Raw genomic sequence first — 14,603 nt, 5'->3', positions numbered from 1 at the left:
GCGACTCGATGGAGACGGCGTCGAGTGCGAGGATGTCGGCGTGTCGTATCTCCTGCGGGTCCAGTTGCCCGACCGTCCGGGCAGTCTCGGGTCGCTCGCCGTCGCCCTGGGTTCGGTGGGGGCCGACATCCTGTCGCTCGACGTCATCGAACGCGGAGCCGGATTCGCGGTGGACGATCTGGTGGTGGACGTCGCGCCGGGCGCCCTCCCCGACACACTCATCACCGCGGCCGAGAAGCTCACCGACGTCCGCGTGGACTCCATCCGTCCCTACGCCGGCATCCTGGACACACACCGCGAGCTCGAGCTCATCGATCAGGTGGCCACGGCGCACGACGACCGTCTGCAGGTGCTCGTGGACGGTGCGCCGCGGGTCTTGCGCGTCGGATGGAGCACCGTGGTGGGCATGTCGGATCACGGTCCGGCCGTCATCGTCGGCAGCTCCGGGGCGCCCGAGTCGCGGGCCGACGACATGCCGTGGATGCCCCTCGAGAAGCCGGCAGTCCTCGACCCGACCGGAGCATGGGTTCCGCAGTCGTGGAAGGACATGGACACCACACTGGCCGCGGCGCCGCTCGGATCGTCGGGCACCGTGCTGGTGCTGGGACGACCCGGCGGACCGGACTTCCGACCGTCAGAGATCGCCCGGCTCGGCTACCTGGCCGGCATCGTCGCCACCGTCCTCGGCTGAGTCCGCCCCGGCGACCAGCGCGCGGGCCGCGTCGGGCCCCTCGCCGAGCAGCAGGCGGAACCCGTCCTCGTCGAGCACGGGAACACCCAGTTCGAGCGCCTTGTCGTGCTTGGATCCGGGCGCGTCGCCGACGACCACGAACGCCGTCTTCTTCGACACCGACGAGGCCGCCTTGCCGCCGCGGGCCAGGATCGCCTCCTTCGCGTCGTCACGCGTGAACGTGGCGAGCGATCCGGTGACGACGATCGACAGACCGTCGAGCGTGCGCTCGATACTCTCGTCGCGTTCGTCCTCCATGCGCACGCCCGCCGCCGACCACTTCTCCACGATGGCGCGGTGCCAGTCGACGTCGAACCACTCGACGACTGCGCGGGCGATGGTGGGGCCCACCCCGTCGGCGGTGGCCAGTTCCTCCTCCGTCGCCGCCCGGATGGCCTCGAGCGACCCGAAGCGGGCGGCGAGGGCGCGGGCGGCGGTCGGCCCGACATGGCGGATCGACAATCCGACGAGCACCCGCCACAGCGGCTGATCCTTGGCTCGCCCCAGGTTGTCCAGCAATCGCCGACCGTTCGCGGACAGCGCTCCCGCCTTGGTTCGGAAGAGATCCGTCCGGGTGAGCTGGTCCTCGGTGAGATCGAACAGATCGCCCTCGTCCTCGATCACCTGTGCGGACAGCAGCGCCGTCGCGGCCTCGTACCCCAACACCTCGATGTCGAATGCACCACGGCCCGCGACGTGAAAGACCCGCTCCCGCAACTGTGCCGGGCACGAGCGCGAGTTGGGGCAGCGGATGTCGGCGTCGCCCTCCTTGGCCGGTGCGAGCTCGGTTCCGCACTCGGGGCAGTGCGTCGGCATGACGAACTCCCGCTCGTCCCCGGTGCGCGCGTCGACCACAGGACCGAGCACCTCCGGGATCACCTCGCCCGCCTTGCGGATGACCACCGTGTCTCCGATCAGCACGCCCTTGCGCACGACCTCGGACGCGTTGTGCAACGTCGCGAGGGACACCGTCGACCCCGCCACGAGCACCGGCTCCATGAACGCGAACGGCGTCACTCGCCCGGTGCGACCGACATTGACCCGGATGTCGAGCAACGTCGTGGTGGCCTCCTCCGGCGGATACTTGAAGGCGATGGCCCAGCGGGGTGCGCGGGACGTGGATCCGAGTCGGCGGTGCAACGCCATCTCGTCGACCTTCACCACGAGGCCGTCGATCTCGTGCTCGACCGAGTGCCGGTTCTCGCCCCAGTACTCCATGCGTTCGACCACCGCGTCGACGCCCTGCACCAGTGCGGTGTGAGTCGAGACCGGCAGACCCCAGGCGGCGAGCGCGTCGTACGCGACGGACTGGGCGGCGGGGGCGAAGCCCTCCATCCGGCCGAACCCGTGACAGATCATGCCGAGCCGCCGACGCGAGGTGACCGCGGGGTTCTTCTGCCGCAGCGACCCCGCGGCGGAGTTGCGCGGGTTGGCGAACGGCGGCTTGCCCTGCTCGACGAGAGAGGCGTTGAGCGCCTGGAAGTCCTCGAGTCGGAAGAACACCTCGCCCCGCACCTCGAGCAGCGTCGGGACCGGGAACTCGTCCGACGGGGTGAGCACCTCGGGGATGTCGTCGATGGTGCGCGCGTTGAGCGTCACGTCCTCCCCGGTGCGTCCGTCACCGCGGGTGGCGGCGCGCACCAGTCGGCCGTTCTCGTACACCAGATTGAGCGCGACACCGTCGATCTTGACCTCGCAGAGGTAGTGCAGGTTCTCCCCCGCCTCCACCTCGACCCTGCGCGCCCAGGCACGCAGCTCGTCCGCGTCGAACACGTTGTCCAGGGACAACATTCGCTCGAGGTGGTCGACAGCCGTGAAGTCCGTCTCGAAGCCGCCACCGACGAGCTGGGTCGGCGAGTCGGGCGTCCGGAGATCCGGATGCTCCTCCTCCATCGCCTGCAGGCGCTTCAGCAACTCGTCGAACTGCCCGTCCGAGATGATCGGCGCGTCCCGCACGTAGTACCGGAACTGGTGACCGCGGACCTCCTCGGCCAGCGCGTCCCACTCCTGCTTCTGCTCGGGTGAGGCCGGGACCAGGTCCGGCGGTGTCTCGATCTCGTCCACGATCGCAGACTATCGGAGCGCTCCGACACCGTTCCCGGTGACGAAGGCCGGTGTCACAGAGCGTCGGGATCCTCGGTGAAAGCAGCGCGGACGTCGCGCAGCACCGTCAGAGCGTGCCGGGCCCACGGCAGGCTCGCGCCGGACAACCCACACGTGGGTGAGACGGCGACGCGCTCGGCGAGGTACCGCCTCGGGAAGCCCAACCGATCCATCAGTTCCACTGCGGGCGCCGCACTCTCGCGCCACGCCGGGTACTTCTCCGGGTCGGTTCCCGGCACCACCCCCAGGACGGCGACACCGCCGCTCTCCAGGTAATCGCCGACCGCGTCGTACCGCGACGTGGGCAGCAGGGACAGATCGAACGAGACGCCGTGCACCCCGCTGCGTCCGAAGACCTCGAACGGGACGTCGGCGGAGCACGTGTGCACGATCACGGGTCGGTTCACCCGCTGCACCACCGAGCCCAGCAGGTCGGCCACCTCCGGCGCCGGCACCGCGGCGATCTGCTCGAGGCTCGTCACGCCCTGCAGGCGACCGGCCAGCACGGCCGCGATGCGAGGTTCGTCGAACTGGACGACCACCTCGGCGCCGAGCCGCCTCGCGACCTCGTCGGCGTGCGCGGCCACTCCCTCGGCCAACGACCCGGCTATGTCGCGCACCGCACCGCGGTCGGTCAAGGCGCGGTGACCGAACGCCAGCTCGATGTCCGCGGCCATCGTCAGCGGGCCCGCGGCCTGCACCTTGACGGCGCGGCCGGATCCGCGCAGCCCGGCCAGTTCCCACTGCTCCTCGAGAACGTCGAGGTCCTCCGTCAGGAAGTCGCGGGCCCGGCGGCTCGTCGTACTCGGCCGTCGGCTCACGCGGTATCCGCTGGTGGCCGCATCGATCTCGATGTCGACCAGCAGCACGCCGGTGCGCCCGATCATGTCGGCGCCGAGACCTCGCGCCGGGAGTTCCACGACGTGCGGCAGGTCGGGGAGCTCGCCGATCACCGTCGTGACGGCGTTCGCGATGTCCGTTCCCGGCCACGAGCCGATACCCGTCGCCACGCCTGCCAGAGCGGCAGCAGGATCCGTCACGGGCGAGCGGACGCGGTGAGTGGCGACTCGGCGGAGGTTCCTGCGATGGTGCCGCTGCCGACCACGATGTCGCCTGCCGGGTCGGGGCGGTACAGCACGGCCGCCTGACCACGTGCGACTCCGGTGAGCGGGGACCGCAGACCGATGCGCAGGGTGTCGCCGTCGACACGAGCGACGGCGTCCGCGAGTCCGCCGTGTGCCCGGACCTGGACGACGCAGTCCACGTCGCCCTCGGGCGCCGTGCCGGACGTCCAGACGGGTGTGCTCGCATCGATGCCGTACACGTCGAGGCGGCTCGCCGAGCCGACCCGGACGGTCCCGGTCTCGGGCTCGATGGAGGTGACGTACCGCGGCTTGCCGTCGGCGGCCGGTCCCTCGACGCCGAGGCCCTTGCGCTGGCCGACGGTGAACCCGTGCACACCGTCGTGCTCGGCGAGCACCGCGCCGGAGTCCGCGTCGACCACCGATCCGGGGCGCACGCCGATACGGGCGCCGAGGAACGCCCGGGTGTCGCCGGACGGGATGAAGCAGATGTCGTGACTGTCGGGCTTGTCCGCGACGGCGAGACCGCGGCGGGCGGCCTCGTCACGCACCTCCGCCTTCGGGGTGTCCCCGATCGGGAACAGGGCACGGGACAGCTGGCGCGCGGTGAGGACGCCCAGCACGTACGACTGGTCCTTGTCGGCATCGACCGCACGACGCAGCACGCCGTCCTCGAGCCGGGCGTAGTGGCCGGTGGCGACCGCGTCGAAACCGAGCGCCTCGGCCCGATCGGCGAGCGCCGCGAACTTGATCTTCTCGTTGCAGCGCAGGCACGGGTTCGGGGTCTCGCCTGCGGCGTAGGACGCGACGAAGTCGTCGATCACGTCCTCCTTGAACCGATCCGCGAAATCCCAGACGTAGAACGGGATCCCGAGCACGTCCGCGGCGCGGCGCGCGTCCCCGGCGTCCTCCTTGGAGCAGCACCCGCGCGACCCGGTGCGCAGAGCGCCGGGAGCGGTGGACAGCGCCAGGTGCACCCCGACCACCTCGTGGCCGGCATCGACGGCACGCGCCGCCGCCACGGCGGAATCGACGCCGCCGCTCATCGCTGCCAGAACTCTCATGTCACCACTCTTCTCGTCTCGACGTTCTCGTCATCTCGAACTGGACGCCATGCCGGCGGCCCGCGCACGTTCGACGACGCGCGGCAGGACCTCGAGCAGTGCGTCGACATCGGCGTCGGTGCTGGTGTGGCCCAAGGAGAACCGCAGTGATCCGCGGGCATCGGCCGCATCGACGCCCATCGCCAGCAGCACATGGCTCGCCCGCGCGACACCCGCCGTGCACGCGGATCCCGTCGAGCACTCGACACCGGAGGCGTCGAGCAACATCAACAGTGAATCGCCCTCGCATCCGGGGAACGTGACGTGCACGTTGCCGGGGAGTCTGTCCGCGCCGCGGGCACCGTTGACCGACGCGCCGGGCACCGCGTCGAGGACACCCTCGATGACACGCTCGCGCAACGCCACGAGCCGCGCCTCGGTGTCGGCCCGTCCGGCGACGGCGACGTCGAGGGCGGCCGCCATGCCCACGGCACCTGCCGTGTCGGGCGTCCCGGACCGGACGTCGCGTTCCTGACCGCCTCCGTGCAGCAGTGATTCGCAGGGCACCGAGCGTCCGAGCAGCAGCGCGCCGACGCCCTGGGGTCCGCCGAACTTGTGTGCCGCGATGGACAGCGCGGAGAGACCACTGGACGCGAAGTCGAGCTCACGGACACCGGCCACCTGGACCGCGTCGCTGTGCATGGGCACGTCGAACTCGGCCGCGATGGCAGCGAGTTCGCGGATCGCCATGATGGTGCCCACCTCGTTGTTCGCCCACATGATCGACACGACGGCCACCTCGTCGGCGTGCAGCTCGAGTTCTCGGCGCAGCGTCGACGGGAGGACGCGGCCGTCGGCCTCGACCGGCAACCAGGAGACCGCGGCGCCCTCGTGACGTTCGAGCCACTCCACGGCATCGAGCACGGCGTGATGCTCGACCGAGCTGGTGATCACGCGGACGCGACGAGGATCACGCGCTCGGCGTGCCCAAAAGATGCCCTTGACCGCCAGATTGTCGCTCTCGGTGCCGCCGGAGGTGAAGATGACCTCGGACGGACGAGCGCCCAGCGCCGCGGCGATGGACTCCCGCGACTCCTCGATGCGGCGGCGGGCCGTGCGCCCCGATCCGTGCAGGGACGACGCGTTTCCCACGGTCCGATGGATCTCCGTCATCGCCTCGATCGCCGCGGGGACCATCGGAGTGGTCGCGGCATGATCGAGGTACACCGGCGTTCCGGGCACACGTGGGGGCTGTGGCATGACGTGGTCCAGGATAACCGGTCGCGGACCTCGCCTCTCCCCCGCGCGAGCACGCCCGAACTGCCGTGCGTCAGCTCGCCCGCACGACGGTTCCGGCGTACTCACCGAGGCGGACCGGCTGGGCGAGCCGATCCCGGCGCGGCAGTCGCGTGCGGGTGACGCGCAGGGGCGGAACTGCCGTCTCGTCCTGGTGTCGGCGCACGGCCAACTCCGCGCTGCGCGCCAGCAGTCGACGATCGTCGATGGGCGCGATGTCCTCGCACACCCGCACGGCGGCACGGACGCCCTTCAGCCGCAGGATCCTCGACATCGACTCGCCGATGGTCTCGTCGCCCACGAAGGCGGTGGCCGTCGTCGGACGGTGGTCGACGTCGCGGTAAGTGACCGCGATCGGCCGCACCACCGCACCGGCGTCGATGGCCGCCTGGAACAGGGCGGGACGGAACGATCCGTAGGCGGTTCCGCACCAGGTGGTGCCCTCGGGGAAGACGACCACCGTGGCTCCCGATCGCAAAGCCTCGGTCACCTCGTCGACGGTGCCGGGCAGGGAGCGGAGTCGCTCACGGGCGATGGGGACGACCCGCACGATGCGTGCGAGCAGACCCAGGACGGGCCAGTCCACGAGGTCCGCGCGGGCGACGAAGCGGCACGGGAAACAGGCTGCCAGCACCAGGACGTCCGTCCAGGACACGTGATTGGCGACGACGAGCGTTCCGACGCCGGTGGGCTCGGCCGTGCGGTCGCCGTCCAGAGTCACCCGGACACCGAGCGCGCCGAGGAGTCCCCTGGCTCCGGCACGTGCGGCGGCGCGTCGACCGCCCGCCGGCAACACCCGGCCCGCCAGCAGGAGCGGGACCACGGCGAGCAGCACCGCCACCAGGACGCAGCGCACCACCACGCGTGCGGTGCCCACGGTCGCCGAGACCGCCGGATGGCACCCCGTCCCGCACGGGCTGGCGGGCATCCAGGCGTGTGTCGTCACGCGTGCGACTCCGCGGTCGCCGCGGCCGAGCGGAGCCGGTCGAGATAGCGGACGTTGGCGTCCTTCATGTGCAGGAGGGTGACGAAGTCCGCGACGCCGAAATCGGGATCGTGGGCCGGCTCCCCGCAGATCGAGGCGCCCATGCGCAGATAGCCGCGCATCAGGGCCGGCACCGAGGTGCGGGCGGGCGCCGTCATGTCGGCGAGGGCGACACCGTCGACGCGCACGGGGGTGCGGGGGTACGCGCGGACCTCGGAGCGGTGCCGCTTCTCGACGAGGTCGTACACGCCCTTGACGTGCGCGCCGTCCGGCTCCCCGTCGCCGAGTGCCATGGGGACCGACACACAGCCCATCACCCGGTCGTAGCCACCGAGGTCGATGTACCGGAGGATCCCGGACCACATCAGCGCCAGCACCGAGCCGGATCGATGGCCCTCCAGGACGCACGCACGACCCATCTCGACCGTCCGCAACTCGTGTGCACGCAGTTCGCTGATGTCGAACTCCGTCGCCGTGTAGTACCCGCCGGCGTGCTCCGCACCGTCCGGGGTGAGCATGCGGTAGCAGCCGACACGATCGCCGGTGCGGTTGTCGACGACGAGCAGGTGATCGCAGTGGTCGTCGAAGCGGTCGGCGTCGAGGCCGCCGTCGAAGGCGGTCGACTCGTACCCCGCTTCCGAGCCGAACACGGTGGCGCGCAACCGCTGCGCCGCGAGCACGTGTTCCGGGGTGGATCCGAGAACGAGTGAGTGGTGCTTGTCGGAGACGAGCACGTGCTCGTCGGCCGAGGACGGGGTGATGACGGTCGGTGCCGAGTCGCACACATCTGATGTCATGGCACATAGATCTATCGAGCCCACTCGACGGCACTCACAACACGACGTGACCGGAAGGTGCACGAACGACGAAAGCCCCGCTACCGACGAACGGTAGCGGGGCTCTCGGGTACTGCTGAGGGGATCAGCCCTTGCGCTTCTTCACTGCCTCGGCGAGCTGAGGCGTGACGTCGAAGAGGTCGCCCACGACGCCGAAGTCCGCGATCTCGAAGATCGGTGCTTCCTCGTCCTTGTTGACGGCGACGATCGTCTTGGACGTCTGCATGCCGGCGCGGTGCTGGATCGCACCGGAGATGCCGAGCGCGACGTACAGCTGGGGCGAGACGGTCTTGCCCGTCTGACCCACCTGGAACTGGCCCGGGTAGTAGCCCGAGTCGACGGCTGCACGCGACGCGCCGACGGCCGCACCGAGCGAGTCGGCCAGGTCCTCGACGACGGAGAACTTGTCCGCGCTGCCGACACCGCGACCACCGGAGACGACGACCGACGCCTCGGTGAGCTCGGGGCGGTCGCCGCCGGCGACGGGCTCACGCGAGGTGACCTTGACGACGGCCTCCTCCTGCGCGGGAACCTCGACGTCGACACGCTCACCGGCACCGGCCTGCGGCTCGGCGTCGATGGCACCCGGGCGGAGCGAGATGACCGGGACGTCGCCGTTGGTCTTCGCCTCGACGGTGAACGCGCCACCGAAGATGGAGTACGTGGCGGACTTGTCGGCGTTGATCGCCACGACGTCCTGGTGCAGTCCGGCACCGAGGCGAGCGGCGAGACGACCCGCCACCTCCTTGCCCTCGATGCCACCCGACGTGAGGATCGCGGCGGGCGAGACCGACTCGGCCAGGGACGACAGCACGTCGACCTTGGGCGTGACGAGGAAGCCGTCGACGTCGGCGGACTCCGCGACATAGATCTTCGCGGCGCCGGCCTCGGTGAGTGCGGCGGCGATCGCGTCGGTGGTGCCCGGCGCTCCCGTGACCACCGCGGACGGCTCACCCAGAACGCGGGCGGCCGTGATGAGCTCGCTGGTGACCTTCTTCAGTGCCCCGTCTGCGTGCTCGACGAGTACGAGTACCTCTGCCATGGTGTTTCTCCTGTACTGCAGTGAGACGAATGTGTGCTGGTGACGGGGATCTAGATGATCTTCTGCGAGACGAGGTACTCGGCGACCTTGGTTCCGCCGTCGCCCTCGTCGTTCACGCGCTCACCAGCGGTCTTCGGCGGCTTCGGGGTCACCGTGGTGACGGTGGTGCCGGCGTTCGCGACGCCCACGGTCTCCGGATCGACGCCGATGTCGGCGAGGGTGAGGACCTGCACCGTCTTCTTCTTGGCGGCCATGATGCCCTTGAAGGACGGGAAGCGCGGCTCGTTGATCTTCTCGGTGACGCTGACGATCGCGGGGAGATCCGCCTCGAGGCCGAAGATGCCCTCGTCGGTCTCGCGCTCGCCGCTGACCTTGCCGTCGGCGACGACCAGCTTGCGCATCTGGGTCAGCTGCGGGATGCCGAGGTACTCGGCGATGATGGCAGGGACCGCGCCGATGCGGCCGTCGGTCGCCTCGTTGCCGGCGATGACCAGATCTGCGGCCTCACCGTTCTCGAACTCGACCTGGCCGAGTGCGGCAGCGAGAGCCCACGCGGTCTGGATGGCGTCGGAACCGTGCATGGCCGGATCGTTGACGTGCACAGCACTGTCCGCGCCCATGGAGAGGGCCTTGCGGATGGCCTCGGTCGCGCGGTCGGGTCCTGCCGAGAGAACCTTGACCTCGCCGCCGTCGCGCTCCTTGATCAGGAGTGCCTCCTCCACGGCGCGCTCGTTGATCTCGTCGAGCACGGCATCGGCCGCGTCGCGGTCGAGCGTGTAGTCGCCGTCCGAGAGCTTGCGCTCGGACCACGTGTCGGGAACCTGCTTGATCAGTACGACGATGTTCGTCATGGGTCTTCGTCGACCTCCTGTGTCCTGTCTCGGTGAATCAGGTCTTGATCTCGTAGCGCGGGGCCCGAAACGTATTCGGAGTTCACGCTGCGCGCGGTGGGCCGAAGCCCCGGAACCGACGTGTCACGGACGTTACCCCATTCGTGGTTACTGATGGGTAACTTACTCCTGTCGGGCCGAGAAATCACCCCCCGGGGCCCCTCGGACCGCCGACCGGCGTCGCTCGACCGGGCAGGTGGGAACTACTGTCGCCCGGATGAACGACGCCGCGACCGACACGACCGTGTCGACCGAGACACCCCTCCCGCTCACCGGCGAGCGCACCGTGCCCGGCATCGCCGAGGAGAACTACTGGTTCCGTCGGCACGAGGTCGTGTACCGCCGTCTCGCACCGGCCTGCGCCGACCGAGTGGTGCTCGAGGCGGGCTCCGGCGAGGGCTATGGCGCGGACATGATCGCGCGGACGGCGACACGGGTGATCGGTCTCGACTACGACCGCAGCGCCGCCGAACACGTCGCTCGCCGGTACCCGTCGGTCGCCATGACCCGAGGCAACCTCGCGATGCTGCCGCTGCGCGGCGAGAGCGTCGACGTCGTCGTCAACTTCCAGGTGATCGAACATCTGTGGGACCAGGCCGAGTTCCTGCGGGAGTGCCTCCGGGTTCTGGTTCCCGGCGGCGTCCTCCTCGTCAGCACTCCCAACCGCATCACGTTCTCCCCCGGCCGGGACACCCCGCTGAACCCCTTCCACACCCGCGAGCTCGCAGCCGCGGAACTACGGGAATTGCTGTCCGACACGGGATTCGAGATCGACTCGATGACCGGCGTGCATCACGGCGAGCGACTGCGCGCACTCGACGCGACCCACGGCGGATCGTTCATCGACGCGCAGATCGACCGCGCGCTCGCCGGTGAGCCGTGGCCCGCGACCCTCGTCTCCGACGTCGCCGGCATCACCGTCGACGACTTCGACATCCACGCCGAGGCGATCGACGAGAGCCTGGATCTCGTCGCGGTGGCCCGGAAACCGTCCAGCACGTGACGAGCGCGACCTCGGCCGACGAACCGGGCATGTTCGCGCTCGTCCTGCACTCCCATCTCCCGTGGCTCGCCCACCAGGGGCGGTGGCCCGTCGGGGAGGAGTGGCTCTACCAGTCGTGGGCAGATTCGTACCTGCCCGTGGTCCGCGAACTGCGGACCCTGGCCGACGAGGGCCGCACCGATCTGCTGACCCTGGGCGTCACCCCGGTACTCGCCGCCCAACTGGACGATCCGTACAGCCTCGACGGGATGCATCACTGGCTCGGCAACTGGCAGCTCCGCGCCGCCGAAGCCGCCGGGTCCCGTGACCCGGACCGCCGCGCGCTCGGTCACCGCGAACACCGGCGATCGGCTGCCGCTCTGCACGAGTTCGAGACCCGCTGGCGCCACGGCGGCGCCCCCCGACTGCGCGAACTGGCCGACTCCGGCGCCGTCGAACTGCTCGGTGGGCCGTCGATGCACCCGTTCCAACCTCTGCTCGACCCACGACTGCGGACGTTCGCGCTCCGCGAGGGACGCGCCGACGCCGTACGCCGGTGGGGCCGCGGCACCGAGGGCATCTGGGCACCCGAGTGCGCCTTCACCGCAGGGATGGAACTCGACTACGCCGCCGCGGGCGTCGGACACTTCATGGTCGACGGCCCGGCTCTGCACGGAGACACGACGTGCGGCCGTCCGGTCGGCGACACCCACGTCGTCGCGTTCGGTCGTGATCTCCCGGTCAGCTATCGCGTGTGGTCACCGAAGTCCGGTTATCCCGGTCATTCCGCGTACCGCGACTTCCACACCTACGACCACGACACCGGGCTGAAGCCGTCCCGGGTCACCGGCAGAAGCGTCGCGGGCCCGGACAAGGCACCGTACGAACCGGAGCGCGCCGCAGCAGCCGTCCGCTCGCACGTCGAGGACTTCGTCGACGTGGTTCGCCGCCGGATGCGCTCCGAACACGCGCGCACCGGGTCCCCGGCACTGGTGGTCGCCGCCTTCGACACCGAGCTCTTCGGACACTGGTGGCACGAGGGTCCGGCATGGTTGGCCGGCATCCTGCGTGCGCTCCCCGAGGCCGGCATCCGCGTCGGGACACTCGCGGGCGCGAAGCGAGACGGCTACGTCGGTGACCCCGTCGAACTCCCGGACACCTCCTGGGGCAGCGGGAAGGACTGGCGGGTGTGGGCGGGCGATCCCGTCTGCGACCTGGTCGATCTCAACGCCGAGGTCACCGCCACCGCGCTCGACGCCGTCGACGCGGCACCCCCCGGCGGTCTGCGAGACCGTGTCGCGGACCAGATACTGCGCGAGACGATGCTCACCGTCTCGAGCGACTGGGCCTTCATGGTGAGCAAGGACTCGGCCGCGCAGTACGCCCGCGACCGCGCCCACAAGCACGCTCACGCGGTGCGCGAGATCGCCGACGCCCGCGTGCACGGGCATCACGCACGAGCCGCCGACCTTGCATCCGGGTGGAACCAGGCGGACGATCTGTTCCCGGACCTCGATGCGCGGCGTCTGCAACCGACGGGTCGGGAGGTGCGGGCGTGAAGGTCCTGATGATCTCGTGGGAGTACCCGCCCGTGGTGGTCGGCGGCCTCGGTCGCCACGTCCACCATCTCGCGGTGGAACTGGCCGCGGCCGGACACGAGGTGGTGGTCCTCTCCCGCCGCCCCACGGGTTCCGACGCGGCGACCCACCCCACCGTGAGCTCGGTCGCCGAGGGCGTGCTCGTCGTCGCCGTGGCCGAGGATCCGGCGCACTTCACCTTCGGAGTGGACATGCTGGAGTGGACGCTCGCGATGGGTCACGCGATGGTGCGCGCCGGCCTCGCACTCTCCAAGCCCGGCATCGGCGAGGGGTGGGTTCCCGACGTCGTCCATGCCCACGACTGGCTGGTGGCGCACCCGGCGATCGCGCTCGCCGAGTACTACGACGTCCCGCTGGTCTCGACGATCCACGCGACGGAAGCCGGACGCCACAGCGGATGGGTCTCCGGCCGCGTGAACCGCCAGGTGCACTCCGTGGAATGGTGGCTGGCGCACGAATCCGATTCCATCATCACGTGTTCCGCGGGAATGGAGGACGAGGTGGTCCGCCTCTTCGGTCCGCTTCCGTCCCCGGTCCACGTGATACGCAACGGCATCGACACCCGGACCTGGACGTACCGTCCTCGCGCGGCGCGCACCGGCGCCCCGTCCCTGCTCTTCGTGGGTCGGTTGGAGTACGAGAAGGGGGTGCAGGATCTGATAGCGGCACTCCCGCGTGTCCGACGGACGCACCCCGGCACCACGCTCACCGTCGTCGGCGACGGGACCCAGCTCGACCACCTCGTCGATCTGGCGCGTGTGCACCGGGTGCGCCGGGCGGTGACGTTCGTCGGATCCCTCGGCCACGACGGCGTTCTCGGGCATCTGCACCGGGCGGACGCGCTGGTGCTGCCGAGTCGATACGAGCCCTTCGGCATCATCGCCCTCGAGGGCGCCGCGGCCGGCACACCGCTCGTCGCCTCCACCGCGGGCGGCCTGGGCGAAGCCGTCGTCGACGGCGTCACCGGGATGTCCTTCGTTCCCGGCGATGTCGGCTCCTTGGCGACGGCGGTGCGGCGCACACTCGACGACCCCGCTGCGGCACGTACCCGGAGTGACGCGGCACGTGCGCGACTCACGTCCGACTTCGACTGGCACTCCGTGGCCCGCGAGACCGCCACGGTCTACTCCACCGCGAAGCGCCGGGTGCGCTTTCCGCTGGGCAGGCCCACGATCAGCGAACGTCCACTGCCCGAACGGGACTGAGTCACTCGCTCCCGAGCGACTTCTTGCGGGCGATGTCCTCCAGTGCGGCGACGTACGCCGCGCGGTCCTCCGCGCCGGCCTCCCAGTCGGTGCGACGGTTCCGGACCACTCGTGCGGGTGCGCCGACCGCGATCCCGTAGTCGGGCACGTGACCCTTGACCACCGCGTGCGCGCCCAGGACGCAGCCGCGACCGACGACGGTCTCCCGCAGCACGGTCACCTTCGCGGCGATCCACGTGTCCGGGCCGATCCGCACCGGCGACTTGACGATGCCCTGATCCTTGATCGGCACCGTGATGTCCTCGGTCCGATGATCGAAATCGCAGATGTAGCACCAGTCGGCGACGAGGGTGGACGCACCGATCTCGATGTCGAGATAGGTGTTGACGACGTTGTCCTTGCCGAACACCACCTTGTCACCGATGCGCAGCGACCCCTCGTGGCAGCGGATCGCGTTGCCGTCACCGATGTGCACCCAGCGACCGATCTCGAGTCGCGCCAGCTCGGGCGTCGCGTGGATCTCGACGTTCTTGCCGAGGAACACCATTCCGCGCAGCACCACGTGCGGGTTCGCGGCCTTGAAACGCGCGAGGCGGTAGTACCGCACCAGGTACCAGGGCGTGTACGCCTTGTGGCCGATCACCCAGCGCAGCGACGCGAGCGTGAGGAAGCGCGCCTGGTCGGGGTCACGTCGCCGCGATCCTCGCCACCGGGTGCGCAACGGCGCGTTCCACATGCTGGTCATGGGCGGCACATTACTGTCGGCGCCGCCGCAGGGAACCCGGGGGCCGACCACCGGGGGTCGGAACCG

Annotated in this window: 13 protein-coding genes; 4 read left to right on the top strand and 9 right to left on the bottom strand. The window is 70.3% G+C overall.

The features are described 5' to 3' along the window. The first annotated feature begins 40 nt into the window (after positions 1-40). Positions 41-691, top strand: a complete 651-nt coding sequence (locus QE397_RS07040) for an amino acid-binding protein (protein ID WP_027507022.1) — start codon at positions 41-43, stop codon at positions 689-691. Here the strand turns inward: QE397_RS07040 and ligA are convergent. The 8 genes from ligA to QE397_RS07000 form a co-directional block, all read right to left on the bottom strand. Continuing rightward, entirely contained in the window at positions 635-2,785 is a 2,151-nt protein-coding gene (ligA, locus tag QE397_RS07035; protein ID WP_307097402.1) for an NAD-dependent DNA ligase LigA, read from the bottom strand. The two genes, QE397_RS07040 and ligA, sit on opposite strands and share 57 nt — an antisense overlap. A 62-nt stretch (positions 2,786-2,847) precedes the next feature. Then, complete coding sequence (locus tag QE397_RS07030; RefSeq protein WP_307092533.1) at positions 2,848-3,873, bottom strand: methionine synthase; 1,026 nt, start codon at positions 3,871-3,873, stop codon at positions 2,848-2,850. After that, the gene (gene mnmA, locus QE397_RS07025) at positions 3,870-4,979 is read right to left on the bottom strand and encodes a tRNA 2-thiouridine(34) synthase MnmA (RefSeq protein ID WP_222631828.1); all 1,110 of its coding nucleotides are present in this window, start codon (positions 4,977-4,979) and stop codon (positions 3,870-3,872) included. The genes QE397_RS07030 and mnmA overlap by 4 nt, the downstream gene beginning before the upstream one ends. Positions 4,980-5,009: 30 nt before the next feature. Next, on the bottom strand, positions 5,010-6,218 hold the full coding sequence (locus tag QE397_RS07020) for a cysteine desulfurase family protein (RefSeq protein WP_056445477.1): 1,209 nt from the start codon (positions 6,216-6,218) through the stop codon (positions 5,010-5,012). Positions 6,219-6,288: 70 nt separating this feature from the next. After that, positions 6,289-7,200, bottom strand: coding sequence for a lysophospholipid acyltransferase family protein (locus QE397_RS07015; RefSeq protein WP_307092529.1), 912 nt, complete (start codon positions 7,198-7,200; stop codon positions 6,289-6,291). After that, entirely contained in the window at positions 7,197-8,036 is an 840-nt protein-coding gene (locus tag QE397_RS07010; protein WP_307092528.1) for a GNAT family N-acetyltransferase, read from the bottom strand. Before QE397_RS07010 ends, QE397_RS07015 begins: the two co-directional genes overlap by 4 nt. A gap of 124 nt (positions 8,037-8,160) precedes the next feature. After that, positions 8,161-9,117, bottom strand: coding sequence for an electron transfer flavoprotein subunit alpha/FixB family protein (locus QE397_RS07005; RefSeq protein WP_027507028.1), 957 nt, complete (start codon positions 9,115-9,117; stop codon positions 8,161-8,163). 50 nt (positions 9,118-9,167) lie between these two features. Beyond that, positions 9,168-9,968 carry an electron transfer flavoprotein subunit beta/FixA family protein gene (locus QE397_RS07000; protein ID WP_307092525.1) on the bottom strand — a complete coding sequence of 267 codons (801 nt, stop codon included), beginning with the start codon at positions 9,966-9,968 and terminating at the stop codon, positions 9,168-9,170. Positions 9,969-10,224: 256 nt separating this feature from the next. Between QE397_RS07000 and QE397_RS06995 the strand changes: the two genes are divergently transcribed. Genes QE397_RS06995 through QE397_RS06985 form a run of 3 tightly spaced genes read left to right on the top strand, consistent with a single transcriptional unit; the run spans position 10,225 to position 13,792 of the window. Next, on the top strand, positions 10,225-11,010 hold the full coding sequence (locus tag QE397_RS06995; RefSeq protein WP_051613650.1) for a bifunctional 2-polyprenyl-6-hydroxyphenol methylase/3-demethylubiquinol 3-O-methyltransferase UbiG: 786 nt from the start codon (positions 10,225-10,227) through the stop codon (positions 11,008-11,010). Between the two features lie 29 nt (positions 11,011-11,039). After that, on the top strand, positions 11,040-12,548 hold the full coding sequence (locus QE397_RS06990) for a glycoside hydrolase family 57 protein (protein WP_197027857.1): 1,509 nt from the start codon (positions 11,040-11,042) through the stop codon (positions 12,546-12,548). After that, a complete protein-coding gene (locus tag QE397_RS06985) occupies positions 12,545-13,792 on the top strand; it encodes a glycosyltransferase family 4 protein (protein ID WP_307092523.1) in 1,248 nt (415 codons plus the stop codon). The genes QE397_RS06990 and QE397_RS06985 overlap by 4 nt, the downstream gene beginning before the upstream one ends. 1 nt (position 13,793) lies before the next feature. Here QE397_RS06985 and QE397_RS06980 read toward each other — a convergent pair whose 3' ends face one another. Beyond that, positions 13,794-14,537, bottom strand: coding sequence for an acyltransferase (locus tag QE397_RS06980; protein ID WP_027507033.1), 744 nt, complete (start codon positions 14,535-14,537; stop codon positions 13,794-13,796). Between the last annotated feature and the right edge of the window lie 66 nt (positions 14,538-14,603).

The sequence above is a fragment of the Rhodococcus sp. SORGH_AS_0301 genome, from assembly GCF_030818285.1.
GTDB lineage: Bacteria > Actinomycetota > Actinomycetes > Mycobacteriales > Mycobacteriaceae > Rhodococcoides.
This window is presented reverse-complemented; position numbering and strand designations above follow the sequence as displayed.

Bases quoted from the DNA above. Each gene is read 5' to 3' on its own strand.
- mnmA (WP_222631828.1), bottom strand. From the start codon at position 4,979: ATGAGAGTTCTGGCAGCGATGAGCGGCGGCGTCGATTCCGCCGTGGCG.
- QE397_RS07020 (WP_056445477.1), bottom strand. From the start codon at position 6,218: ATGCCACAGCCCCCACGTGTGCCCGGAACGCCGGTGTACCTCGATCAT.
- QE397_RS07010 (WP_307092528.1), bottom strand. From the start codon at position 8,036: ATGACATCAGATGTGTGCGACTCGGCACCGACCGTCATCACCCCGTCC.
- QE397_RS07005 (WP_027507028.1), bottom strand. From the start codon at position 9,117: ATGGCAGAGGTACTCGTACTCGTCGAGCACGCAGACGGGGCACTGAAG.
- QE397_RS07000 (WP_307092525.1), bottom strand. From the start codon at position 9,968: ATGACGAACATCGTCGTACTGATCAAGCAGGTTCCCGACACGTGGTCC.
- QE397_RS06995 (WP_051613650.1), top strand. From the start codon at position 10,225: ATGAACGACGCCGCGACCGACACGACCGTGTCGACCGAGACACCCCTC.
- QE397_RS06990 (WP_197027857.1), top strand. From the start codon at position 11,040: ATGTTCGCGCTCGTCCTGCACTCCCATCTCCCGTGGCTCGCCCACCAG.
- QE397_RS06980 (WP_027507033.1), bottom strand. From the start codon at position 14,537: ATGACCAGCATGTGGAACGCGCCGTTGCGCACCCGGTGGCGAGGATCG.